21 protein-coding genes are annotated in these 22,793 nt (G+C 64.9%); 5 read left to right on the top strand and 16 right to left on the bottom strand.

From position 1 onward, the window contains the following. The first annotated feature begins 175 nt into the window (after nucleotides 1-175). A complete protein-coding gene (locus FVD38_RS22385) occupies nucleotides 176-916 on the top strand; it encodes an HAD family hydrolase (RefSeq protein WP_147936826.1) in 741 nt (246 codons plus the stop codon). On the opposite strand, the gene FVD38_RS22380 is transcribed toward FVD38_RS22385, so the two are convergent. The 8 genes from FVD38_RS22380 to FVD38_RS22345 all read right to left on the bottom strand — a co-directional run bounded on the left by FVD38_RS22380 (nucleotide 865) and on the right by FVD38_RS22345 (nucleotide 10,754). Further along, nucleotides 865-1,332 carry a hypothetical protein gene (locus FVD38_RS22380; protein WP_147936825.1) on the bottom strand — a complete coding sequence of 156 codons (468 nt, stop codon included), beginning with the start codon at nucleotides 1,330-1,332 and terminating at the stop codon, nucleotides 865-867. The genes FVD38_RS22385 and FVD38_RS22380 overlap by 52 nt on opposite strands. Continuing rightward, a complete protein-coding gene (locus tag FVD38_RS22375; protein WP_147936824.1) occupies nucleotides 1,325-2,554 on the bottom strand; it encodes an MGDG synthase family glycosyltransferase in 1,230 nt (409 codons plus the stop codon). The genes FVD38_RS22380 and FVD38_RS22375 overlap by 8 nt, the downstream gene beginning before the upstream one ends. Before the next feature lie 104 nt (nucleotides 2,555-2,658). Beyond that, the gene (gene wecC, locus FVD38_RS22370) at nucleotides 2,659-3,939 is read right to left on the bottom strand and encodes a UDP-N-acetyl-D-mannosamine dehydrogenase (protein ID WP_147936823.1); all 1,281 of its coding nucleotides are present in this window, start codon (nucleotides 3,937-3,939) and stop codon (nucleotides 2,659-2,661) included. Continuing rightward, the gene (gene wecB, locus FVD38_RS22365) at nucleotides 3,923-5,059 is read right to left on the bottom strand and encodes a non-hydrolyzing UDP-N-acetylglucosamine 2-epimerase (protein ID WP_187271678.1); all 1,137 of its coding nucleotides are present in this window, start codon (nucleotides 5,057-5,059) and stop codon (nucleotides 3,923-3,925) included. Before wecB ends, wecC begins: the two co-directional genes overlap by 17 nt. Nucleotides 5,060-5,228: 169 nt before the next feature. After that, entirely contained in the window at nucleotides 5,229-7,055 is a 1,827-nt protein-coding gene (locus FVD38_RS22360) for a glycoside hydrolase family 15 protein (protein WP_147936822.1), read from the bottom strand. Beyond that, complete coding sequence (gene otsB / locus FVD38_RS22355) at nucleotides 7,052-7,840, bottom strand: trehalose-phosphatase (protein WP_147936821.1); 789 nt, start codon at nucleotides 7,838-7,840, stop codon at nucleotides 7,052-7,054. Before otsB ends, FVD38_RS22360 begins: the two co-directional genes overlap by 4 nt. Then, nucleotides 7,837-10,089 (bottom strand): alpha,alpha-trehalose-phosphate synthase (UDP-forming), encoded by a 2,253-nt coding sequence (locus FVD38_RS22350; RefSeq protein ID WP_147936820.1) that lies wholly within the window; start codon nucleotides 10,087-10,089, stop codon nucleotides 7,837-7,839. The genes otsB and FVD38_RS22350 overlap by 4 nt, the downstream gene beginning before the upstream one ends. A 125-nt stretch (nucleotides 10,090-10,214) precedes the next feature. Further along, nucleotides 10,215-10,754, bottom strand: coding sequence for a hypothetical protein (locus FVD38_RS22345; protein ID WP_147936819.1), 540 nt, complete (start codon nucleotides 10,752-10,754; stop codon nucleotides 10,215-10,217). A 159-nt stretch (nucleotides 10,755-10,913) separates the two neighbouring features. On the opposite strand from FVD38_RS22345, the gene FVD38_RS22340 reads away from it, so the two are divergent. Continuing rightward, entirely contained in the window at nucleotides 10,914-11,768 is an 855-nt protein-coding gene (locus FVD38_RS22340; RefSeq protein ID WP_222706957.1) for a PEP-CTERM sorting domain-containing protein, read from the top strand. 252 nt (nucleotides 11,769-12,020) lie between these two features. Here the strand turns inward: FVD38_RS22340 and FVD38_RS22335 are convergent, their stop codons facing one another. Then, a complete protein-coding gene (locus FVD38_RS22335) occupies nucleotides 12,021-12,989 on the bottom strand; it encodes an IS1595 family transposase (protein WP_147936817.1) in 969 nt (322 codons plus the stop codon). 196 nt (nucleotides 12,990-13,185) lie between these two features. Between FVD38_RS22335 and FVD38_RS22330 the strand changes: the two genes are divergently transcribed. Beyond that, nucleotides 13,186-13,770, top strand: a complete 585-nt coding sequence (locus FVD38_RS22330; RefSeq protein WP_229493915.1) for a host attachment protein — start codon at nucleotides 13,186-13,188, stop codon at nucleotides 13,768-13,770. Nucleotides 13,771-13,827: 57 nt separating this feature from the next. On the opposite strand, the gene FVD38_RS22325 is transcribed toward FVD38_RS22330, so the two are convergent. Beyond that, entirely contained in the window at nucleotides 13,828-14,577 is a 750-nt protein-coding gene (locus tag FVD38_RS22325) for an SDR family NAD(P)-dependent oxidoreductase (RefSeq protein WP_147936816.1), read from the bottom strand. Between the two features lie 154 nt (nucleotides 14,578-14,731). Between FVD38_RS22325 and FVD38_RS22320 the strand changes: the two genes are divergently transcribed. Further along, nucleotides 14,732-15,637: a LysR family transcriptional regulator gene (locus FVD38_RS22320; protein ID WP_147936815.1), complete on the top strand. Its 906-nt coding sequence runs from the start codon at nucleotides 14,732-14,734 to the stop codon at nucleotides 15,635-15,637. A 45-nt stretch (nucleotides 15,638-15,682) separates the two neighbouring features. After that, nucleotides 15,683-16,225, top strand: coding sequence for a hypothetical protein (locus FVD38_RS22315; RefSeq protein WP_147936814.1), 543 nt, complete (start codon nucleotides 15,683-15,685; stop codon nucleotides 16,223-16,225). Here the strand turns inward: FVD38_RS22315 and FVD38_RS22310 are convergent. From FVD38_RS22310 to FVD38_RS22285, 6 genes are all read right to left on the bottom strand, one after another. Then, a complete protein-coding gene (locus FVD38_RS22310; protein WP_147936813.1) occupies nucleotides 16,206-19,523 on the bottom strand; it encodes a DEAD/DEAH box helicase in 3,318 nt (1,105 codons plus the stop codon). The two genes, FVD38_RS22315 and FVD38_RS22310, sit on opposite strands and share 20 nt — an antisense overlap. 58 nt (nucleotides 19,524-19,581) lie before the next feature. After that, nucleotides 19,582-19,995, bottom strand: coding sequence for a YgiW/YdeI family stress tolerance OB fold protein (locus FVD38_RS22305; RefSeq protein WP_147936812.1), 414 nt, complete (start codon nucleotides 19,993-19,995; stop codon nucleotides 19,582-19,584). A gap of 107 nt (nucleotides 19,996-20,102) precedes the next feature. Further along, the gene (locus tag FVD38_RS22300; protein ID WP_071360562.1) at nucleotides 20,103-20,312 is read right to left on the bottom strand and encodes a hypothetical protein; all 210 of its coding nucleotides are present in this window, start codon (nucleotides 20,310-20,312) and stop codon (nucleotides 20,103-20,105) included. A 62-nt stretch (nucleotides 20,313-20,374) separates the two neighbouring features. Continuing rightward, nucleotides 20,375-21,739, bottom strand: coding sequence for an ATP-binding protein (locus FVD38_RS22295; RefSeq protein WP_147936811.1), 1,365 nt, complete (start codon nucleotides 21,737-21,739; stop codon nucleotides 20,375-20,377). After that, nucleotides 21,729-22,394, bottom strand: coding sequence for a response regulator (locus FVD38_RS22290; protein ID WP_147936810.1), 666 nt, complete (start codon nucleotides 22,392-22,394; stop codon nucleotides 21,729-21,731). Before FVD38_RS22290 ends, FVD38_RS22295 begins: the two co-directional genes overlap by 11 nt. Nucleotides 22,395-22,475: 81 nt before the next feature. Beyond that, the gene (locus FVD38_RS22285) at nucleotides 22,476-22,685 is read right to left on the bottom strand and encodes a hypervirulence associated TUDOR domain-containing protein (RefSeq protein WP_147936809.1); all 210 of its coding nucleotides are present in this window, start codon (nucleotides 22,683-22,685) and stop codon (nucleotides 22,476-22,478) included. Nucleotides 22,686-22,793 lie beyond the last annotated feature (108 nt).

The raw sequence follows: 22,793 nt of genomic DNA, 5'->3' as shown, positions 1-22,793 counted from the left end.
AGGCTGTATCCTGAAAACGTCATTCAAGCCTGCGGCCGCACGTCGCGCATCGCAAACGGCGAACATCCGCCGTTTTGTCACACGCCTGTCATTACGCAGGCGGATGATGGTCAAAAGTGAGCTCCGGCATGTGTTCACGCCGGACCGGCCAACGCTACCCGGGTGCGCAGACATCATGTACAAAAGTGACAAGAAGCTCTTGATCCTCGACGCCGACGGCACCACCATCGATGCCTTCTCCGCCATCGAAGCGGCATTCGCCCACCATGGGCTGGTGATCGGCGACGAGACCCGGTTCCAGAAGCGGCACAAGCTGCTCAAGTACATGGGCGGGCTGAAGGAATTCCCCTCGATCATCCGCAAGAACCTGCGCAAGAACAGCCGCGCCCAGCTGATCGACACCCTCACCGGCATCTACCGGCAGGAAGCCCGGCTCTATGACGGCATCGCCGACCTGATCCGCGAGCTGATCGCCGCGCCCGACATCACGGTCGGCATCGTCACGCGCAACGTCACGATCGAGCCGCTGGAAACCCTGCGCCAGCTATTCCTGCGCCACGACATCGACATCGCCGAGCTCGACTTCCTGGTCCACATTCCACTCAAGGAGACCAAGACCGCCCAGTTCCGCGCCACGCGCGAACAGTTCGGCGTCAACCCGGCGCGCGCCTTTATCTGCGGCGACGAACACAAGGACTTCATGGCGGCGGTCAGCACCGGCATGCACCCGTTCATGGTCTCCTACGGCTTCGAATGCCACGACCGGCTGACGACCAAGTTCGAGATCCCGCACGAACTGATCTCACGCAGCTCGGCCGAGCTGTGCTGCCGGATCCGGCACGCGCTCGACCTGGGCGTGCTGGCTCAGGCGCCGTACCAGAACAGCAGCAGGCTGATGGCGCCGAATATCCAGTAGTCGACCGGCGCGCCGAATGCCCAGTGCTTATGCCAGGGCACGAGTTCCTGCTTGAAGCGGCGCCATCCGAAGGCCGGATTGATGACGAACCACAGGTAGTCCTCGACGATCCAGAACAGCATGATCGACGCCGCCACGCTGGCCTCGAGCTTCCACGACCACTGCCCCATGAAGAACAGCGGGAAGTGGAAGATCAGGCCGATGAAGGCGAACATCCACAGGTGGTAGCCGGTCAGCGCCCGCCCGCCCATGAAGATATCGAGCAGCGGATGCTGCTCGATGCGCCAGGTCGGCAGGTTCGCCGCCCATCCAGCATCGCCTTCGATTTCCACTTCCACCCGCGCGAACAGGTAGGCCGCCACCAGTACCGCACCCACCATCGATACGACCCTGCCACCATCCGACAACTCAACCATAAGCCACTTCACATTGATGTTCACACTGCGGTTCACACTGCGGTTCACACTGCGGTTGACACTGCAGTTCCGACTGGCCCAGTACGGTTTCCAGCACCTGCATGGCGGCGTGCGGCCGGCCCAGAGCCCGCGCACGGGCGACCATGGCCTGCAGCTGTTCGGGATGCGCGAGCAGGTGGCGGACCCGGTATTCGAGGGTGGACAGGTCGGATGCCTTGAGCGCCGCCCCCTGCTCGAGCAGGTAGTTGGCGTTGTGTTCTTCCTGTCCCGGGATCGGCGCATTCACGATCATCGGCAACCCCATCGCCAGGCATTCGGCGCTGGTGGCGCCGCCCGGCTTGGTCACCACCAGGTCGGCGCAGGCCATCAGGCGCTCGACACGGTCGGTAAAACCCTGCGGTGCCAGCCGGCCCGGATAGCGCACCGCAAGACGCTGCAGGGCCGCCAGCTCGGCCGCGTTCTTGCCGGCCAGGGCGATCAGCTGGAAGTCGCCGGGGATACTCAGGAGTTTTTCCGCCACCCGACTCAAGCCGCCGAGCCCGGCGCCGCCGCCCATCAGCAGCAAGGTCGTCAGCGCAGGGTCGAGGCCGAGCTCACGGGCGCATTCTTCACGGTCGTGCGCCTGGGAGAACGCCGGCATGGTCGGAATGCCGGCCACGTGGACCGCCTGCGCCGGAATCCCCTGCTTGCGCATGCGGAATGCCACTTCGTCGTTGGCGGCGAAATAGCCGGCGACGTGCGGGTGGATCCACATGCGGTGCAGGTCGAAGTCGGTCACCTGCACCCAGACCGGGCAGGCCAGCTTGCCGGCCGCGATCTGTTGCGACAGGATCTCGACCGGCTGGAAGTGGGTACAAACGACGGCGTCCGGCGCCAGCGCGGCGATTTCATCGGCCAGCAGGCGGCAATCGCGCCGCTCGACCCAGCGCCGCAGGCGGTTGAACCAGCCGTCCGGATTGGCCTCGTCGGTCAGCCGGTACACATGGCGCCACAGGCCGGGCGCGCGGCCGATCAGGAGCAGATAGAAGTCGGTGTAGACCTTGCGCAGGCGCGGCGCGGCGAAGGCCATCGCGTCCAAGTGGATCACCTTGACGTCGCCGTAGTCGGCGGCGGCGCGGGAACGGATGGCCTCGGCGACCCTGGTATGGCCGGCGCCGGCAGGAATGCTGAGCAAGAGAATCTTTTTCCCAGCAATGCCTTGTTGAAAGTCGCCCTGCCTCATGCACACGCCCCTCGGGTCACGGTATGCAGGCGAATGTAATCGCGAAATATGACCCGCCCATGACGGCGGGGTGCACCATCACGCGATCAGGTCGAAATCGAGCGTTAGCGGCCGGTGGCGCTGAGGTAGCCACAGGTGTCGATGATCGTCTTGTCGGCGAACAGCGACTCCTTGAGCGACAGGAACGGCTTGTGATTGACCAGCATGACGACGATCTGCGAACGCGCCAACGCATCCTGCGGAGTGCGCAGCTCGCCCTTGTCGAGGCTGGCCGGCAGCGCCGAGATGTTCGGCTCGACCACGATCACGCGGCTGCCGTGCGTTTTCGCGATCTCGGCGGCGATGTCCAGCGCCGGGCTTTCGCGCAGGTCGTCGATGTCGGGTTTGAAGGCCAGGCCGAAGCAGGCGATGGTCACATCCGATTCCTTGCGCTCCGGGTTCGCGGCCAGGTATTTCTCGGCTTCTTCCTTGACCTTGCCCAGCACCCAATGCGGCTTGTAGTCGTTGACTTCGCGCGCGGCCTTGATCAGCTTCGACTGCTCCGGCGCGCTGTGCACGATGAACCACGGGTCGACCGCGATGCAGTGGCCGCCCACGCCCGGTCCCGGACGCAACACGTTCACGCGCGGATGGCGGTTGGCCAGCGAGATCAGTTCCCACACGTCGATGTCGAGCTTGCCGCAGATGACGGACAGTTCGTTGGCGAAGGCAATGTTCACGTCGCGGAAGGAATTCTCGGTGAGCTTGCACATCTCGGCCGTGCGCGAGTTGGTCTCGATGCACTCGCCCTGCACGAAGGTCTGGTACAGCGCGATGGCGCGCTCGGAGCAGGCCTTGGTGATGCCGCCGATGATGCGGTCGTTCGACACCAGCTCGTGGATCACCTTGCCCGGCAACACGCGCTCGGGGCAGTAGGCCAGGTTGATGTCGGCTTCGTCGTCCGGGCCCAGCGGGATCTTGAGGTCGGGACGTTCTTCGGCCAGCCATTTGGCCAGGCTTTCGGTGGTGCCCACCGGCGAGGTCGATTCGAGGATGACCAGGTCGCCTTTTTTGAGCACCGGCGCGATCGAGCGCGCCGCTGCTTCGACGTAGCTGACGTCGGGTTCGTGGTTCCCGCGGAACGGGGTCGGCACGGCGATCAGGAAGGCGTCGGCCGGCTGCACCGTGGTGGACGCCTTCAGGTAGCCCTGGTTGACGGCTGCGGCGACGATCATGTCCAGGTCGGGCTCGACGATGTGGGTCTGGCCGCTGTTGATGGTGTCGACCGCATCCTGGTTGATATCGACGCCGATGACGTTCTTCTTGCGGGATGCAAACATTGCAGCGGTTGGGAGACCAATGTAACCCAGACCGATCATCGAGATAGTATCAAAGGTGCTGCTCATGTTTTTCTCTTAAAAAGTTGAGGATGCGGGCCGCGGCGGTGCCGTCGCCGTAGGGATTGGTGGCCGAACTCATGCGCTCATATTCGGCCGGGTTGGTGAGCAGTGTGCGGATGCCGCCGACGATGGAATCGATGCCGGTGCCGACCAGGCGCACGGTGCCGGCGGCCACGGCTTCGGGACGCTCGGTGGTGTCGCGCATCACCAGCACCGGCTTGCCGAGCGATGGCGCTTCTTCCTGGATGCCGCCGGAATCGGTCAGCAGGATCGCAGCGCGGTTCATCAGGTAGACGAAAGGCAGGTAGCTCACCGGATCGATCAGGTGCACGTTCGGATTACCCTCGAGAATCCTCCGCACCGGTTCCTGCACGTTCGGATTCAGGTGCATGGGATACAGCACTTCGACATGCGGCATGCGGCTGACTTCATCGAGGGCGCGGCAAATGCTTTCGAAACCGCTGCCGAAATTCTCGCGCCGATGGCCGGTCACCAGGATCAGCTTCTTCTTGCTGTCGAGGAAATCGAACTGGGCTTCCATCTCGCGCTTCAACTGCGTATCGGTGTCCAGCCGCCGGACGACGTCCAGCAAGGCATCCACCACGGTATTACCCGTGACGCAAATATTCGCGGCCGGCACGCCTTCGTCCAGCAGATTCTGTCGCGCATGCCAGGTCGGCGCGAAATGCAGGCTGGCGATCACGCCGGTCAGGCAGCGATTGACTTCCTCGGGCCACGGCGAGTAGATGTTTCCGGTACGTAGGCCCGCTTCAACATGGCCGACCGGCATCCTTTCGTAGTATGCGGCGAGGCTGGTCGCAAAAGTCGTGGTCGTATCGCCGTGAACGAATACATAATCCGGACGCCATGCTCGCAGCACGCCGCGCATGCCCGTAAGAACCTTCGAGGTGATATCGGAAAGATCCTGACCCGGGGTCATCAGATTCAGGTCGAAATCGGGCGTGAGCGAAAACAGGCTCAATACCTGGTCCAGCATTTGCCGGTGCTGGGCGGTCACGCAGACCTTGACATCGACGTCGAGCGATTCGGACAGTACGCGGACCACGGAAGCCATCTTGATTGCTTCCGGTCGCGTCCCGAAAACAGTGAGGACTTTGATAGTCATCTGGTTGATTGCTGTCGTGAGACGATCGGAGGCGGTTTCGCCCGGCGTTACGCAGCCGAGGGACGCAATTACACCTGCGATCCTATCGCATTCGCCAGCAATAACTTGATGAATGATCAATGACACAGCCAAAGCTTGGCTGCGCCATTGATTATTTGCTTATGCCTGGCTAGACGACGCTATTCCAGGACTTCGACAGTCGCATGGCGCAGTTGATCAGGCCAACCATCGAATACGTCTGCGGGAAGTTGCCCCACATTTCACCGGTGACCGGGTGCGTGTCTTCCGACAGCAGCCCCAGGTGGTTGCGCGCCGCCAACATGGCCTCGAACACCTCGCGCGCCTCCTTCGTGCGCCCGATCCGCGCCAGCGCGTCGATGCGCCAGAAGGTGCAGATATTGAAGGCGGTCTCGGGCACGCCGAAATCGTCCGGCGCTTCGTAGCGGCGCATATAGGGGCCGTCGCACAGCGATTTTTCCAGCGCGTCGACGGTGGCGACGAAGCGCGGATCTTTCGGGTCGATGAAATTGATCTCGGCCATCAGGAGCACGCTGGCGTCCAGGTCGCGTCCGCCCAGGCTTTCGGCAAAGGCCTGGCGCTCTTCGCTCCAGGCCTCGGCCAGCAGGCGGTTGCGGATCAGCTCGGCGCGCTCGCCCCAGTAGGCGGCGCGGTCCGGCAGCTCCAGCACGTCGGCGATCTTGGCCAGGCGGTCGCAGGCGGCCCAGTTCATCAGCACCGACGAGGTGTGCACGCGGGCCCGGGTGCGCAGCTCCCACATGCCGGCATCGGGCTCGGCCCACACGCGGAAGGCTTGCTCGCCCACCGCCTCCAGCAGGCGGAACTCGGGAAGGCCGGCGCGGCGGAACAGGCGGTGATCGAAGAAGGCCTGGGCCGCGCCGAGCACGATATTGCCGTACACATCGTGCTGGAAGTGCTCTTGCGCCTGGTTGCCGATGCGCACCGGGCGGTGGTTGCGGTAGCCGGGCAAGTGGTCGACGATCGATTCGGGCAACTGCTCCTCGAGGCCGATGCCGTACAGCGGCTGGATATGCCCGCCCTTGGCGCGCGCCACCACATTGCCCAGCCAGCGCAGGTAGTCTTCCATGGTGCCGACCTCGGACAGGCTGTTCAGGGCCCGGATCACGAAGAAGGCGTCGCGCAGCCAGCAGAAGCGGTAATCCCAGTTGCGTTCGCTGCCCGGGGCTTCCGGGATGCTGGTGGTCATGGCGGCGATGATGGCGCCGGTGTCTTCGAACAGCGACAGTTTCAAGGTGATCGCGGCGCGGATCACGACGTCCTGCCATTCCAGCGGCAGCGCCAGGCGGCGGGTCCAGGTGCGCCAGTAGCCGATCGTTTCTTTCTCGAAGCGGTGGGCGGTGTCCTTGATGCCGTCGGCCAGGGTCTCGTCCGGTCCCAGCATGAAGTTCATCGGCCGGTCGAGCAGGAAGAACGATTCGGACAGCACATAGCTGAGCGAGGCGTCGGTGTTCAGGCGCAGCGTCTGGTCCGGTCCGACGTAGCGGATGTGGTGGCTGCCCTGGGTGACTTCGGGCTTTTTCGCGCCATATTCGAAGCGCGGCCGCAGCTTGATGCGCACGCGCACGCCGGCGCCGAGCGGTTTCACGCGCCGGATCAGCATCAGGGGCCGGAACATGCGGTCGCGGCTCAGGAAGCGCGGCGCGAAATCGGTGATCTCGATGCCATTGCCGGCCGCGTCGTACAGGCGCGTGCGCAGCACCGCCGTGTTCGGCTCATAAGCTTGCTCGCTGCGCACGACATCTTCGAGCTCGATGCTCCACAGGCTGCCGTTTTCGCTCGGGTCGAGCAAGGCGTTGAACACCGGATCGCCGTCGAAGCGCGGCAGGCAGGACCACACCACGCGACCCATGCGGTCGATCATGGCGCTGAAGGCGCAATTGCCGACCACGCCGCAATCGAGGGAGCCCGGCGCGTCGTGTACTGCGGTCGATGTGCACTCTGGGGAAATATCACTCATGCTGAATCCTTTCCTATGGTTGACGTGGCGGCGGCGTGCGCCAGCGCATCGCGTACCGCCTGGCTCGATGCGATGCGGCAGCTGGCCACCGTCGGCCCCGGCCCGACCTTGAGGCCGATGCCGCCGACGCGCTCCACGTGATCGAAACCGGCTTCGTCGGTGGTGTCGTCGCCGATGAACAGCGCGCGATGGCCAAGGAACGGCGCCTCGGCCAGGAAGTCGCGGACCGCCGTGCCCTTGCTGACGCCGGCGGCCTTGATCTCGACGATCATCTTGCCTTCCATCAGCAGCAAGCCCAGGCTGCTGCGCACCGCGTCCGCCATGGTCTCGACGCACAGCGCCTGCAGTTCCGGCGCCTGGCGATAGTGCAGCGCCAGCGCGCCATGCTTTTCCTCGACCCACAGGCCAGGATGGCGCGCCGCCAGCGCGTGGGCCTGGGTGCGCACCGCCGTGAAGTCGGGCGCCGGCAGCTGGCGCAGCACGCCGTCGAAGCTGCGCCGCTCCATGCCGTGCACGCCAGCGGCCGGCAAGACCAGCGGCGCCAGCAGCCGGTCGAGTTCGGCGACGGGGCGGCCCGAGACGATGGCCAGCCGGCCGTCCAGCCGCTGTTGCAAGGTCGCCAGCGAAGATAATAGTTCGGGCGTGACGACCACCTGGTCCGGGCGCGGCGCGATGTCCACCAGCGTGCCGTCGAAATCGAGGAACAGGGCGCAGTCGGACGCGGCCAGCAGGTCCAGCGCCGCCTGTTCGTTGGTCAGCATGGTCGCATTCATATGTCCACTCATGCGTCCCCCTTTCGTACCCGGTTCTGGCTGAGCGAATTGATCCTGGAGCGCACGCGCTCGCGCTGGCGCAGGCGCGCCGCGTCCTGCAGCATGCGGCCGGCCCAGCGGTAGACGTTGAAGTCGCGCACCCGCACGCGCATGGTGCGCATGCGTTCGCGCTGTTCGTCCTGCGGCATGCGCAGTGCGCGGTACAGTGCTTCGGCGCCCTCTTCGATGTGATACGGGTTGACGATCAGCGCCTCGTGCAGCTCGCGGGCGGCGCCGGTGAACTGGCTCAGGATCAGCACGCCCTGCTCGTCGTCGCGGGCGGCGATGAATTCCTTCGCCACCAGGTTCATGCCATCGTGCAGGCTGGTCACGCTGCACACTTCTGAAGCGCGGAAGTAAGTGCGCAATTGTGCTTGTTCATGGTGTTCGGTCTTGAGGATGATAGGCAGGTAACTGCCGCTGGAAAAGCGCTGGTTGATGCGCTGGGCCAGCGCGCGCACCCGCGCTTCGAAGTTCTGGTACTCGTCGAGCGAGGAGCGGGTGGGCGCCGCGATCTGCACGAAGGTGAACTTGCCGACCATGTCCGGATGCAGCTCGAGCATGCGCTCGACCGCCTGGAAGCGCTCGACGATGCCCTTGGTGTAATCGAGGCGGTCGACGCCGATGCCCAGCAGTTGGTCGGCCGGCAGCGACAGCGCCTGGCGGATCTCGGCGCGGCAGGCCGCCACGTCGCACTCGCCCGGCGCCGGCTCCGGCCAGGCGATCGAGATCGGGTACGGCTTCACCTGGGTCAGCTCGTTGCCGTAGCTGACGGTCGAGGCCTCGTTCTCGATGCGGGTTTCGAGATAGCGGTCCACGGTGTCGAGGAAGTTCTTGCGGTGGAACGGCGTGTGGAAGCCGAGGATCGTGCTGCCCAGCATGCCGTCGAGGATTTCTTCGCGCCACGGGCAGATGCCGAACGATTCAGGATTCGGCCAGGGGATGTGCCAGAAGGTGATGATGGTGGCCTTCGGCAGCACCGCGCGCACCATGCGCGGCAGCAGCGCGAAGTGATAATCCTGCACCAGCACCACCGGGTTGTCGGAGCGCGCCTCCGCGATCACGGCGTCGGCGAAGCGCTGGTTGACCCTGACGTATTCGGCCCAGTCGGTCGAGCGGAACACCGGCCGCACGTGGGCGATATGGCATAGCGGCCACAGGCCCTCGTTGGCGAAACCGTAGTAATAGCCCTGCTCTTCTTCCTTCGACAGCCAGACCCGGCGCAAGGTATAGCTCGGGTTCTCGGGCGGCACGCGCACATGGTCGTTGGCGTCGACCGTATCGCGGTCGGCCGAGCCGGCGCCGTGCGCGATCCAGGTGCCGGAACAGGCGCGCATCACGGCTTCGACCGCCGTCACCAGGCCGCTGGCCGGGCGCTGCACCTTGACGCCATTGGGCGTGTTCACGTGGATGTAGGGCTCGCGGTTCGAGACCACCAGGATCTCGTCGCCCGCCAGGTCCTGGTTCAGCAAGGTCTTGAGCGTGTCGGCGCCCCAGGTCTGGGATTCGACGCCGCTGCCCTGCAGGTCGCGGTTGTATTCGTTGAGCAGGGCGCGCAGTTCGCTCGCCAGCGGCGCGATTTCCGGCGACATCGGCCCCGGTGGACGCGGCGACAACTCGCCGCGCAGCATCTCGCGCACGCCGTTGAGCCAGCCGTGCCAGCTCAGGTGCGCGATCAGCACGGTGATCAGGGAGATCGCGCCCGCGAGCACGACGAACAGGCCGATGATGTATTTCTTGGTGTCTTCGCTGCGCCGCTCGATGAAACTCATGTCCTGCACCAGGATCAGACGGCCGGCGGAGATGCCGTCCTGGGTCAGTTCGCGGCTCGAGACATGGACTGGCCCGCGCGGCAGCTGCACGACGGGACTGGCGTCCTCGCCGTCCGCACCCTGGCTGCAGCCGAGGGACACCGGATAGGTATCGGTCTTGTACAGCAGCGTCTCGTCGGGCGTGCAGAAGGCGAGCGCATACAGGCGCTCGTCCTGGATCGCACGGCTGAACGCATCATTGATACGCGCCGAATCATTGTCCTCGAGGTAGTTGAGCAACGGTTGTTGCAAGGTACTCGAGACCAGCTGGGAACGCGTATCGAGGTCCCGTACGAACCAGCGTACGGTGAGATTTTCCATCCATGGAATCGCGAAGTAACCGAACAGCGCCAGCACCAGGGCCAGCGGGACGATGAAGCGCATGGATAGTTGTACCGATCTGAACCGCATGAAGCTCCTTCAAGATGGGACGACGTCGCCGACCATTTGAGTATAGCTATTTGCAAATTATTACGTCGCAACGTTGCGCACTGCAACATGCGGCCAGATTGGCATGGCACTAGCGCCGTGGAAGTTTATCCCGGTATGCGCTGCAGCACGAATTCGGCACGCGGCTTGGCGTGGCGCTCCAGGCGATAGGTCAGGGTCTTGCCATCCTCGCTCAGGGTGACGGTCCAGACATTCGTTTCCGCGCCCGGCACGAGGTCGGCGGTGTATTTGTCGGCCAGGAAAGCCTGGGAACGCGCGCTGCCGCCCTCCTTCGCCATGCCGCCATACATCGTGACCTTGTGTGGCGTGCCGTCGTCGTAGCGGTGATCGTGGCGCAGTTCCAGCCCGGCTTGCGGCCGGGTGAAGATCCAGGTGCGCGAACGGTCTTCGCCGACCTGCACCGGCATGCGGATATCCGCCGCGCTGCAATTGACCTGGGTCGAGATCTTCTTGCCGGCGAATTCATTGTTCGGGTCGACCGCATACGATTGCGCGCCTTCGAAGCGCTGGCCGCACATGCCTTGCAGGGTGGCCATGAATTGATCGCGCGAGTCGACTGGCGCAGGGGTGGCGGCGCAGCCGGCAATCAGGGTGGTCACGGCAAGGATCGGCAGAATGGCTTTCATGGGATTCCAGGTTGTTATTGGACGAATGACAAGCCTAGCATGCTGGCTCGGCAGTACTCCCAGTTTGCTTGGCCGGCGCATTTGCTTACTCGATAAAGTCGCTTGCCAAGCTCGAGGTGCGCGCGGAAGATGAAGTATCCCAATTTCATGTGCTTTCCCATGGCCCGGCACCAACCCTCCCCTGCGACGACGATTCTTTTTGTCGGCAACAGCTTCACCTATGGCGATCCGGCCGGCGCCGCGCCGTTGGTGCAGGAGTTTCGCCCCCATACGGTTACCGACCTGAATGGCACGCACATCGGCGGCGTGCCGGCCCTGTTCAAGGCGATGACGGAAGAAGCCGGCCTGGATTTCCAGGTCATCCTGGAAACCGAAGGCGGCACCGGACTCGACTTCCATCACGACACGCGTTACGACACGATCGTCAAACCCTGGGACATCGTGCTGCTGCAAAGCTATAGCACGCTCGATGAGGACGATCCCGGCAATCCCGCCAAGCTGATCCGCTACAGCAGCCTGCTGGCCCAGGCCTTTCATGCGCAGAATCCCGCAGTCGACGTGCGCCTGACGGCGACCTGGTCACGCGCCGACCAGACCTGGCTCGACACCGGCGCCTGGCACGGCAAAGGCATTGCACGAATGGCGCTGGACGTGCGCCGCGCCTGCGATGCGGCGGCTTCGCACCCGATCAATGGTGTGATCCCGGTCGGCGAAGCGTGGAACCGCGCGATCGCCGTCGGCGTGGCTTGCGCCAATCCCTATCAGGGCATGGCGCCGGGCGAGGTCAACCTGTGGGCGCCGGACGCCTATCACGGCAGCGTCCATGGCTATTATCTCGAGGCGGCGACGATCTTCGGCCACGTCACCGGCCGTGATCCACGTTTGCTCGGCGCGTTCGATCCGATCGCGCGCGAGCTTGGCATCGAGGCGCGAGTCGCCGGCGCCCTGCAAGCCATCGCGGCGGCGCAACTGGCGGCGGAAAACAGGCCGGAGCTGGAACGCAGGGCCGCCTGAATACTCAGGCCGCCGCAAACAAGAACGCCACCGTCGAGGTGGCGTTCTTGTTTGCGCGGCCCTTCTTCATCAACCGAAGATGAAGTACAGGATAACGAGCACGACAGCAGGAATACCCAGCAGCCAACCAATGAAATACTTACCCATGATGAACTCCTCTCAGATGCTTGTTGTCGATGGGTTCATGATGCCGGGCACGAGCAATGCGGTCAGTTAGGTACTGCACATCCAAAAGAAATAGCGCTGTCATCGTTACCTATTGATGACCCCGAATGCAATACGCAGCAATTGCTCGACAGAAGTGACTCGGCCGCCATCGAGCGCCCACTGCCAGCCCAGATAGTTTGGGAGCCAGCGTGACGCCACGCCATGGAAGCGCGCCAGCCATTCCTTGAAGCGCCGGTGATAGGCGTTCACATTCTGAACGTGGATGGCGCCCTGGGCGCCGTTGCGGACGCGTTCGCCGGCGCTGAGATTAATCGCCTGGTGCGCAATGCCATGGGCACGGGCGAAGGCGGAATAGGCGGTGTTGGCATCGGTGACCAGCAGCGCCTGGGGATCGAGTTTCGGCAGCAGGTGCCGGACCAGCCGGGCCACCTTCAAGGCGCCGCGTCCGGTCACGGCGTCGATGGTCTGGCCGCCGCGGTCGCGCGCCACCAGGATGCAGTCGAGATGATGCGAGATACCACGCAAGGCGGCCCTGCCGCCACGCTTGCGCGGCCGACGATCGAGCTTGCGTGACCCCTTCTGCGATTCGAGCAGGAACATTTCGTCGGCCTCGACGATGCCGACCAGGCGCTCGGGCCGATCGTCCTTGACCCGGTCGAGAAAACGATGGCGCCAGCGGAAAGTCGTATTTGGGTGCACGCCGACGCGCTTGGCCGCAGAGCGGACCGTGCGCGAATCGAGCACCATATCCAGATAATCGAGCCACTTGCCCTTGTGCCTGAGCCGCGCCAGCGGCGTACCGGTCAGATCGTTGAAAGTGCGTCCGCATGCGCAACAACGAAAGCGTTGCAGGTCGTTAGCATGACCATGCCGATGGCAACGTTCACAGCCGCAATCCGGGCAGCAGCGCCCCTTTGACCGGATCTCGTCGATGAGGGCGACCACCCGGTCGAGCCCGGCAGCCGGATGCAGGGCGGCAAGCACCTGCTGACGCTGCGGCTGGTTCAGTTGAGTCAGCTGGGCGAACAGCTTCTCAAACTTCAGCACTTTCATCGTGCGCTCCCGATCGATGACGACCAGGATTAGACCGCGGGTCAGCTCAGCAGTTCAATGCTCATCCATATCTAACGATGACAGCGCCCAAGAAATTGACTCCGCACTTGTTTCGACAGCGCACGACGCGCACGCCAGAGAAGGCGGTGCGCCGGGCTTTTTTATGCAGGGCTATACTAGATCATCACTTGTCGCTATGCAGAAGTCCTGGCTCAACATTATCCGGGCCGGTACTGCAGGCGATCACTTTCACACCATTTTTACAGGGGGTAATATGCCAACAACCTGGACCATCGCAGCCAATGCGGGCCGTGCACGTATCTTCTCCGACGCCGACAAGGCGTCGTCCCTGCAGGAAGTCGACGATCTGGTCAATCCTGCCGCGCAGCAGCGCGTGCTCGATATCGTGACCGATAAAATGAGCCCACGATCCGCGCAAAACAGCGGCCACAATATCGGTGGCGGACAAGGCGGCGGATTCCAACATGCGGCGCCAGCCGGCGCCCAGGGCAACGATTACCAACCGGCCGTCACGCCGGCCGAACACGAGTCGCAAAGGTTTGCGAAGGATATTTCAAACTACCTGCAGCAGGCGCACCAGGCCGGTCGTTTCCAACAACTGGTCTTGGCGGCCTCACCCGAGTTCCTCGGCGTGCTGCGCGAGAAGATCGATCCGCAGATCAAGGCGCTGATCAAGCGCGAAGTCAACAAGGACTATACGCACTCGAACGGCCAGGAACTGCGCGCCCAGCTCGACGCGCACCAGGACAAATCGGCGTAAGCCCGCGCCGCGCTGGATGAAAGGCCCGCCCCGGTGGCGGGCCTTTTGTATGGCGCCTCAGACCTGGACCATGCCGCCATCGACGAACAGCTCGATGCCATTGATATAGCTGGCGGCGCTGGACGCCAGGAAGGTCACGGCCTTGCCGATTTCTTCCGGCTCGCCCAGGCGGCCCATCGGCACTTGCGCGGCCAGGTGGTCGAACAGGCCCTGGCGGCTCGCATCGTCGACCAGGCCGCCCAGGCCCGGCGTGCGGATCGGGCCGGGGCTGATGACGTTCACACGGATGCCGCGATCCTTCAGGTCCATCGCCCACGAGCGGGCGAAATTGCGCACCGCCGCCTTGCTGGCGCTGTAGACACTGAAGCCGGGCGTGCCCTGCACCGAGGTGGTCGACGCGGTGAGGACGATCGCGCCGCCGTCCACCAGCAAGGGCAGCGCCTTCTGCACCGTGAACAGCACGCCGCGCACATTGGTCGCGAAGATGCGGTCGAAGTGTTCTTCGGTGATGGCGCCGAGCGGCATCATGTCGCCGCCGCCGGCATTGGCGAACAGGATGTCGAGGCGGCCCGCGTCGCGTGCGATCTGCGCATACACCTTATCCAGGTCGGCCAGGTTCGATGCATCAGCGCGGATGCCGGTGGCGGCCGGGCCGATGGCCTCGACCGCGGCGTCCAGCTCGTTCTGGCGGCGGCCGGTGACATAGACGCGTGCGCCCTGGGCCGCGAATTCGCGCGCCGTCGCCAGGCCGATGCCCGAGGTGCCGCCGGTGACGAGGGCGATCTTGCCGTTCAATTGCGTGTTCATGGTAGGTCCTTTCAGTGATGGAGCGGTTCGTTGGTGCCTGTCGGGTATCGAAGGCATGGATGAACTTTAGCGGCCGCCCGTTTATTGATAAATCCTGAAAAGTGAAATACATTATTTACGTATGTAGATAATGCGCATGCTTGAAAGGACGCCCTTGGACCAATTGCTCGCCATACGCGCGTACGGCCGCGTAGTCGAAGCCGGCAGCTTTACCCGTGCTGCCGATTCGCTGAACATGCCGAACGCCACCTTGAGCAAGCTGGTGCGCGAACTTGAAGCGCACCTGGGCGTGCGGCTGCTGCAGCGGACCACGCGCCGCGTCACTGTCACGCCCGAGGGCCGCGATTACTACGAAAAGACAGCGCGCATCCTGGCCGACCTGGAAGAGATCGACACCTCGTTCGACGTCGCGCGGGCCAGGCCGCGCGGCCAGTTGCGCATCGACATCGGCTCGTCGACCGCTAGCGACGTGCTGCTGCCGGCGCTGCCCGAATTCCTGGCGCGCTATCCCGACATCCGGATCGAGCTCGGCGTCTCGGACCGGGCCGCTGACCTGATCGCCGACAACGTCGACTGCGTCATCCGCGGCGGCGCGCTGAACGACTCGTCACTGGTGGCGCGCAGCATCGGCCGCGCCACGATGGTCACCTGCGCCGCGCCGTCCTACCTGAAGCAGTTCGGCACGCCGGCCTATCCGGAGGAGCTGAAAAACGGTCATCGCCTGGTCAGCTATGTCCTGACCTCGAATGGCCGCGCCCTGCCGTTCAGGTTCGCGCGCGGCGGCGAGAGCGTGGAAATCAAGGTGGAGCACCGCGTCGGCATCAATGAAAGCAATGCGCACCTGACGGCCGCCGTGGCCGGGCTGGGCATCGTCCAGACCTTCAGCTATTGCGCCGGCAAGCACCTGCGGGATGGATCGCTGGTCGAGATCCTCGCCGACTGGCGCCCGGCCGGCTTTCCCTTCCACGTGGTCTATCCGCAGAACCGCCACCTGACGCAGCGCCTGCGCGTGTTCATCGACTGGCTGACCGAGAGCTTCCCGCAGCGCGTCAGTGGATGAGCGGCTGCGGTTGCCCAGGATGATGCCCTGCGGTACGCTTGCCGCATGCACATTAGTGAACAACCCACCCACACGCTGGAGCTGCGCGTGCGCGAGCTGCAGCAGCTATTCAACTCGCTCGATCCGGCGCCTTTCCTGAACAAGGACCTCGACCACGCCTGCGAGGCGTATATCGAGAACTGGGCGCTTTCGCTGCCGACGGCCAGCCTGCTGCACCTGAACATCCACGTCGAACAGTTGCCGCCGGTGGGGCAGGCCGGCGACATGGTTGCGGACGCGATCCACAACTACTACGGCTACAAGGTGGAACTGGTGCGCGGCGAGCTGAAGCAGCTGCTGCGCCAGGGCCGGATCAGCCTGGCGATCGGCGTGGCCTTCGTCGTCAGCTGTTTATTGCTGGCGGCAGCCATCGAGACGTTTTCCAGCGGCCACTTCGCCCGGATCGCGCGCGAAAGCCTGACCATCATCGGCTGGGTGGCGATGTGGCGGCCGGCCCAGATCTTCCTGTACGACTGGTGGCCGCTGACGGGCCGCATCAAGGTGTTCGAGAACCTGCGCTTCGCGCGCGTCAGTGTGGTGCAGGACTAGAATCGAGAGAGAAGATGGCGCGCAAATCATCCGCCTGCAGACCCGGCGCAAGTTCCGTCTCTCCCTCATTGCTGAGCACCGCGTCCGCCAGCTCGCCCTTGCGGCGCTGCAGTTCCTGGATTTTCTCTTCCAGCGTGCCGCGCGCGATCAGCTTGTAGACGAACACGGGCTGCTGCTGGCCGATGCGCCAGGCGCGGTCGGTGGCCTGGTTTTCGCTGGCCGGGTTCCACCAGGGATCGTAATGGATGACGGTGTCGGCCGCCGTCAGGTTGAGCCCCACCCCGCCCGCCTTCAGGCTGATCAGGAATACCCCGACCTGCCCCTGCTGGAAGGCGGCGACCGGGGCGGCGCGGTCGAGCGTGCTGCCGGTGAGCTCGACGAAATCGGTGCCGCGTTCGCGCAAGGCCGCGCCGACCAGCGCCAGCATGCTGGTGAACTGCGAGAACACCAGCACCTTGCGGCCTTCGCTGCTCAAGGTATCGAGCAACTCCATCAGCGTATCGAGCTTGGCCGAGCCGGTCACGCTCGATGGCTCGATCAGACGCGGATCGCAGCACACCTGGCGCAGCTTGAGCAGGGCCTCGAGGATCACGATGTGGCTGCGCGCCAGGCCCTTGCGGTCGATCTCGGCCCGCACCTTGCGGTCCATCGCCACCCGCACCGTCTCGTACAGGTCGCGCTGCGCGCTGCCCAGCTCGACCGGCAGCACGATCTCGGTCTTGGGCGGCAATTCGGTCGCCACCTTGTCCTTGGTCCGGCGCAGCATGAAGGGTTTGACGCGGCGCGCCAGGAAATCCTTGCGCTGCACATCGTTCCCCTGCTCGATCGGCTTGCGGTAATCGGCCTTGAAGGATTTTTCGTCGCCTAGCAGGCCCGGCATCAGGAAGTTGAACTGCGACCACAGTTCGCCCAGGTGGTTCTGCACCGGCGTACCGGTCAGGCACAGCCGATGGCGGGCATCGAGCAGGCGCGCGGTCTGCGCGGCCTTGGTACGGCTGTTCTTGATGTACTGCGCCTCATCCAGGATCAGCAGGTGGTAGCGGTGCAGGCGCAGCGCGTCCTCGTCGCGGCCCAGCAAGGCATAGGTGGTCAGCACCAGGTCGTGTTCGCCGATGGCGTCGAACTGCGCCGCGCGCTCCTTGCCGTGCAGGAGCAGCACGCGCAGGCCGGGCGCAAAGCGTGCGGCTTCGGCCTGCCAGTTGGGCATCAGGCTGGTCGGCGCCACGACCAGGGCCGGCGCATCGAGCCGGCCGGCTTCTTTCTCGAACAGGATGTGGGCCAGGGTCTGGACGGTTTTCCCCAGCCCCATATCGTCGGCCAGGATGCCGCCGAAGCCGTATTCGCGCAGGAACTGCAGCCAAGCAAGGCCGCCCAGCTGGTAGGGCCGCAAGGCGGCCTGCAATCCCGCCGGCGGCGCGACGGCCTGGATGCCGCCGAAGCTGTCGAGCTTGCGGCCCAGTTCGCGCAGCCGCTCGCCGCCGATCCAGCGCAGCCGCGCGGCGCGCTCCAGTTCGGCCAGGCGCGCGGCATCCATGGCCGGCAGGCGCACCCCTTTGCCCAGGCGCTCGCCGAAATACAGCTCGCCCAGCGTGGCCAGGATCGGCTTGACGCGGCCCCAGGGCAGGGCGACGCGCTCATAGGTATCCAGCTCGACGATCAGCGCGTCATCTTCACCGCGCGCGGCCAGCGCAGGCGCGGCGAAATCGCGCGGCGCGGCGCGCACCATCTGCACCAGCAGGGGCAATAGCGCATGGCGCTCGCCACCGACGACGATGCCGAGCTCCAGCGAGAACCAGGCGTTGCCGCCCTCGCCTTCTTCGTCGAGTTCGGCGTACCAGTCGTCGACCTGCGCGAGGTCGTAGCGGTAATCGAGGTCCGTTTCGATCTCCCAGCCGGCGGCCTCCAGGCGCGGGATGTCGCGGCGCGCGAAGGCTACCCAAGCGGCCTCGTCCGCGAGCGTGAGCGCATCCGGCATGTCGTCCAGCGGCGAGCCGGCCGGCGGTTTGTAGAAGCCAAGTCCGGCGAGCAGGTCGGCGGCAGCGGCTTCGGCGGCATGGTCACGTTCGATAAGCTGGACCACGCCATCCTGCACCACACGCAACACCGGTTCATCGACGTCTTCGGTGGACAGGCCGTCGTACTCGAAGGTCAGCAATGCGTAGTCGTGCCAGACCTCGTTGCGGCCCCAGCCCGTGTCCATGCTGTCGAGCAGCAGGCAGGGCGTGGGAGCGATGTCGTTGCGGCGCTGGGTTTCGATTGCCTGCGGCGGCGGCACGAGATGATCCAGCCCGAGGCCGGCGAGATGGGCGGCCATGCCGGCACGCTGTTCGGCTTGCAGCCGTGGCGCCCCGGCGACCAGCTTCACCAGGGCTGCCGGCGGCAGCGCCGCGAGGGAATCGGGCAGCGCCAGCTCGCCCAGCGTGTCTTCGCCAAGATACAAGGGCGGATCGGTCGGCAGTACGCCCATGGGGCAACCATCCTCGAACGACCAGTCGAGCCAGACGGCGTCGTCGCCGGCGGACGACAGCCAGCCGAGCGTGGCCTGACGGCGCGGGCCGGGCTGCAGGCAGATCAAGTGATTGCGGCGAAGGTCATCTTCGGACCACGCCAGCAGCAACTGGTCCTCCGCGCACAGCCGGGTCAGCAGACGCGCGCCGATCGCGCCCGACACCATGACATCGCTAGCCACCATGCCGCCGGCCTGCAGCGCCGCGAACAGCCGCAGCGACTCTTCGTCGCCGGGTTCGGGCGATGCCGCCGATGCGCGCAGCAGGGCGTGGACATCGTGTATCGGCGTGGTGCCGCTGAGGCCGCCGTTCTTGCGCTGGCGCGCGCGGCGCAGGTGCAGGCGCGGCGGACCACCGGCCGGATCCTGGGCCACCAGCACCCAGGCCAGCGTGGACGCCGCGCCAGGGTTGGCGGCGGCGTTCGCCAGCGGCGTCCGGGACAGTAGGGCCAGGTCCTGCAGCCACGCTTCGGCGCGCGCCGCGCTTGCCGCCGGCGACTGCGCCATCTCATGCTGATAGCGTTCGAGGTCGGCCAGCAGCACCGCCACCACGTGCTTGCAGTTGTAGCTCATGGGACAGCTGCAACTGCCCTGGAAATCGATGCCGCCACGGCCCGATTTGAAGCGGATGGTTTGACGGTATAGTTCGCCGCCGCTGCCGCCGACTTCGCCGATGAGCTTGTCGTCGTCGCGGCGCGCGCTGCGCACCTTGCCTTTGCGCGCGACGTCTTCTCCGCGCTGCAGGGTCCCGGCGTCGAAGTTGCGTGTCAGGTCGGCGTAATCGTAGAACATGGGCGGCGAGGCGTGACGGTCAAACCGCCATTATCGCCCACGCCGCCCGTCCTGCCGCTCAGTTGCTCACGACCTTGATCTGCTCGACGTCCAGCTTCGATTCGCCGAACATCTCCTTGTCGAACTCGCCAGTCAGCTCGACCGTGGTGTTGTGGTCGACCTTCACGCCCTGCGGGAAGCGGTCGGCATCGATCTCGACGGTGATCTTGCCGCTGGCGTCGGTGAACTCGTAGTCCTCGTCGCCCTTGTGGCTGGTCAGCTTGCCTTTCAGGCGCACGTACTGGTCGTCCTTGCCCTTGGCCTGCAAGTCTTTCGCCGTCATTAGCGGGGCACCGGACGGGCCGCTGTAGCCGGAAGTCGGCTTGACGTCGACCGCCGCGCCGGGCGGCGCATCGGCGATATTCTGTGCGGCGGCAGTACCCGAAACGGCGAGCAGCGCGGCGATGCAGGAGAGTTGGAAAATGCGTTTCATGGTCGGTCCTTTGTGTTGGTCTGTTGGTTGGCCTGCACTGTTCGGCAGGCACAGGCGCATTACAACGGCCGGACATTAAACCGATCTTAAGAAGACTGATGACTGGCTCAGGATGCATCGTCCTGGCGATCCTCCTTACGCATCAATAATCCGATGCGTTTCTTCTTCTTTTTCACGACGACGGCCTGCTCCTGCGCCGGCTTGGTGGCTGGCGGCGGGGCGACCGGCAATGGAAAGCCCAGGAAAGCCATGACGAAGAAAATCGGCAGAAGAACGTAAAACAGGGGCCGCTTCCAGTTCAGTTTCTGTTTTAGCATGCCCAGCACATAATGCCGAGTTGGCGCAATACAAGTACCAACAGTTACCCAAAGTGGATAATCTATAAAGAGGGCAAGTCCAGGGTCACGCCCAGGCCACGGCCATCGATCCCGGGCCCGAACGCCAGGTCAATGCCATGCAGGTCAGCGATGCGCTTGACGATCGACAGTCCAAGCCCGCTGCCCTGCTGTCCCTGCCCCAGCACGCGGAAGAACCGCTCGGTCAGGCGCTGGCGGCTCTGTGCATCGACCCCGGGGCCGTCGTCGCGCACGACGATGCGCGCATGCCCCGCGTGCTGCACGGCCGCAATCTCGATCCGGCTGCCGTCCGGGCAGTAGCGCAGCGCATTGTCGACCAGGTTGCGCAGCACGATCTCGAGCATCTGCGGATCGGCCTGCACCTCGTGCAGCTCACAACGCAGCGCCAGCGCGATGCCGCGCGCGGCCGCCTCTTGCGCATGCATGGCGGCCACGCGCTCGAACAGGGGCGGTAACAGGACCGGCTGGCGCACCAGCTGCTCGCGCGCCAACGGATCCAGGCGCGCCAGCGTCAAGAGGCTGTCGACCAGCGCCGTCAGGCGCGCGATGTCCTGGCGCAGCTTCTGGAATGGCGCGGCCAACTCGGGATGCTGGCGCTGCAGCAGCTGCACGTGCATATGCAGGCCCGCCAGCGGCGTGCGCAGCTCGTGGGCGGCGTCGGCGGTGAAGCGGCGCTCGGCCTGCAGGGCCGCATCCAGCCGCCCGAGCACGCCGTTGAGCGCCTGCACGATCGGCAGCACCTCGCGCGCCTGGCCGGCGGTCGGGACCTGGGCCAGGTCGTCGGGCGTCTTGGCCGCGATGCTGGCGGCGGTGCGGCGCAAGGGCTTCAGGACACGACCGGTCAGGACCCAGCACACCAGCGCCAGCAACAGCAAGAAGCCCAGCACGGGCAGCCACAACGAATCGGCCAGTTCTTCCAGGATGTCATACCGTTTATCCACCTGATGGCCGACCTGCACCTCGAAGTTGCGGTCCTCGTCGCGCACCACGAACACGCGCCAGCGCTCGCCATTCGCCAGCGCTTCGGCGAAACCGTGGTCGTCGTCGAAGTTGGACACATAGGGCCGCAGCGGCGCATCGCCCGTACGCTGGATCACGCGGCCGTCGACCACGATCTGGTATTGCATGTCGACCTTGCGGCCATGTTCACCACTCGCCCCCGACTGCGGCAGCAGGCCGCGTTCGTTCCAGTCGGTCGTCGCCGCCATGATCATATAGCCCGACTCCTCCAGCGCGTCGTCGAACACCTCATTGGTTTCCTGCCACGCGATGACGGTGACGATGCCCAGGCTCGCCAGCCACAGCACGGTGCTGGCCGCGACGATGACGGCCAGCAGGCGACGCCGCAGCGACCATGGTTGGTCCTTGTCGCTCGCCTTATTCGCCATCGTTCTTCAACCGGTAGCCCAGGCCGCGCACGGTGACGATGCTGTCGCCGCCGAGCTTCTTGCGCAGGTTGTGGATGTACACCTCGATCGCATTGCTTTCCACCTCGTCGCCCCAGCCGTACAAGGCTTCTTCGATCTGGGCGCGGGTGACGATGGAGTTCTTCCGAAGCAGCAGCGCGTACAGGACGTTGTACTCGCGCGCCGTCAGCGCGACCGGCTGGCCGGCCAGGGTCGCCACCTTGGTGTCGAGGTTCAGGGCGATGTCGGCGTGGCACAACTCGTTGCTCACCTGGTTGGCGCCGCGCCGCACGGCGGCGCGGATGCGGGCCGACATCTCTTCGAGCTCGAAGGGCTTGACCAGGTAGTCGTCGGCGCCCAGGTCCAGTCCCTCGACCCGGTCGGCCAGCGCATTGAAAGCGGTGATCAGGATGACGGGCACGCCGTTGCCGGCCTTGCGCAGCCGGGCCAGCAGGTCGTCGCCGGACAGGCCGGGCAGCCCGCGGTCGAGCAGCACGCAGTCGTAATGGTGGGTCTTGAGGGCGGTGTCGGCCGAGTCGCCGCGCTGGACCCAGTCCACCGCGTGCTGGTCCAGGCGCAGCCAGGCCTGGATGGTTTCACCAAGGGAGATATCGTCTTCGACCAACAGGATGCGCATGCGGGAGTCCGGCAACAGGGGAACGCCAGTATGGCGTAAACAACCCGCCGCCGAGCATGCCGCGCGGAGGTGAAGCGAATCTTAAGCCTTCTTTAGCGCCCCCGGTTTGTGCGCCGCCTCGGCGCCTGTCTTGTCGCTGGCCACCAGGTATTCCGGGTTGTCCTTCGATGCCGCCACGTGGTGACTTTTGATGTCGGTCGGCGTGGTCAGCTTTTTCTTGACCTTGCCCGTGACCGTGCCTTGCGACGACTTCCACTGCACCTTGTCGCCCGCCTTGAATGCCTGCGTCATGCCGCACCTCCGAAGTGACTGGATGAAGCGGCATTTCACCATACATCCGACGCCCGCACGCGACGTCAGCGGGACAAACCGGCGACAGGCCGCTGAAGCGAGCAAGAT

Source organism: Massilia arenae, from assembly GCF_008014745.1.
Classification (GTDB): Bacteria; Pseudomonadota; Gammaproteobacteria; order Burkholderiales; family Burkholderiaceae_D; genus Telluria; species Telluria arenae.
Note: the sequence above shows the minus strand (reverse complement) of the source record. Positions and strands in the feature narration are given on the sequence as shown.

What these genes read in the sequence shown, in the direction of transcription:
- FVD38_RS22385 (WP_147936826.1), top strand. Translation starts at nt 176, where the DNA reads ATGTACAAAAGTGACAAGAAGCTCTTGATCCTCGACGCCGACGGCACC.
- FVD38_RS22380 (WP_147936825.1), bottom strand. Translation starts at nt 1,332, where the DNA reads ATGGTTGAGTTGTCGGATGGTGGCAGGGTCGTATCGATGGTGGGTGCG.
- FVD38_RS22375 (WP_147936824.1), bottom strand. Translation starts at nt 2,554, where the DNA reads ATGAGGCAGGGCGACTTTCAACAAGGCATTGCTGGGAAAAAGATTCTC.
- wecC (WP_147936823.1), bottom strand. Translation starts at nt 3,939, where the DNA reads ATGAGCAGCACCTTTGATACTATCTCGATGATCGGTCTGGGTTACATT.
- wecB (WP_187271678.1), bottom strand. Translation starts at nt 5,059, where the DNA reads ATGACTATCAAAGTCCTCACTGTTTTCGGGACGCGACCGGAAGCAATC.
- FVD38_RS22360 (WP_147936822.1), bottom strand. Translation starts at nt 7,055, where the DNA reads ATGAGTGATATTTCCCCAGAGTGCACATCGACCGCAGTACACGACGCG.
- otsB (WP_147936821.1), bottom strand. Translation starts at nt 7,840, where the DNA reads ATGAGTGGACATATGAATGCGACCATGCTGACCAACGAACAGGCGGCG.
- FVD38_RS22350 (WP_147936820.1), bottom strand. Translation starts at nt 10,089, where the DNA reads ATGCGGTTCAGATCGGTACAACTATCCATGCGCTTCATCGTCCCGCTG.
- FVD38_RS22345 (WP_147936819.1), bottom strand. Translation starts at nt 10,754, where the DNA reads ATGAAAGCCATTCTGCCGATCCTTGCCGTGACCACCCTGATTGCCGGC.
- FVD38_RS22340 (WP_222706957.1), top strand. Translation starts at nt 10,914, where the DNA reads ATGGCCCGGCACCAACCCTCCCCTGCGACGACGATTCTTTTTGTCGGC.
- FVD38_RS22335 (WP_147936817.1), bottom strand. Translation starts at nt 12,989, where the DNA reads ATGAAAGTGCTGAAGTTTGAGAAGCTGTTCGCCCAGCTGACTCAACTG.
- FVD38_RS22330 (WP_229493915.1), top strand. Translation starts at nt 13,186, where the DNA reads ATGCAGAAGTCCTGGCTCAACATTATCCGGGCCGGTACTGCAGGCGAT.
- FVD38_RS22325 (WP_147936816.1), bottom strand. Translation starts at nt 14,577, where the DNA reads ATGAACACGCAATTGAACGGCAAGATCGCCCTCGTCACCGGCGGCACC.
- FVD38_RS22315 (WP_147936814.1), top strand. Translation starts at nt 15,683, where the DNA reads ATGCACATTAGTGAACAACCCACCCACACGCTGGAGCTGCGCGTGCGC.
- FVD38_RS22310 (WP_147936813.1), bottom strand. Translation starts at nt 19,523, where the DNA reads ATGTTCTACGATTACGCCGACCTGACACGCAACTTCGACGCCGGGACC.
- FVD38_RS22305 (WP_147936812.1), bottom strand. Translation starts at nt 19,995, where the DNA reads ATGAAACGCATTTTCCAACTCTCCTGCATCGCCGCGCTGCTCGCCGTT.
- FVD38_RS22300 (WP_071360562.1), bottom strand. Translation starts at nt 20,312, where the DNA reads ATGCTAAAACAGAAACTGAACTGGAAGCGGCCCCTGTTTTACGTTCTT.
- FVD38_RS22295 (WP_147936811.1), bottom strand. Translation starts at nt 21,739, where the DNA reads ATGGCGAATAAGGCGAGCGACAAGGACCAACCATGGTCGCTGCGGCGT.
- FVD38_RS22290 (WP_147936810.1), bottom strand. Translation starts at nt 22,394, where the DNA reads ATGCGCATCCTGTTGGTCGAAGACGATATCTCCCTTGGTGAAACCATC.
- FVD38_RS22285 (WP_147936809.1), bottom strand. Translation starts at nt 22,685, where the DNA reads ATGACGCAGGCATTCAAGGCGGGCGACAAGGTGCAGTGGAAGTCGTCG.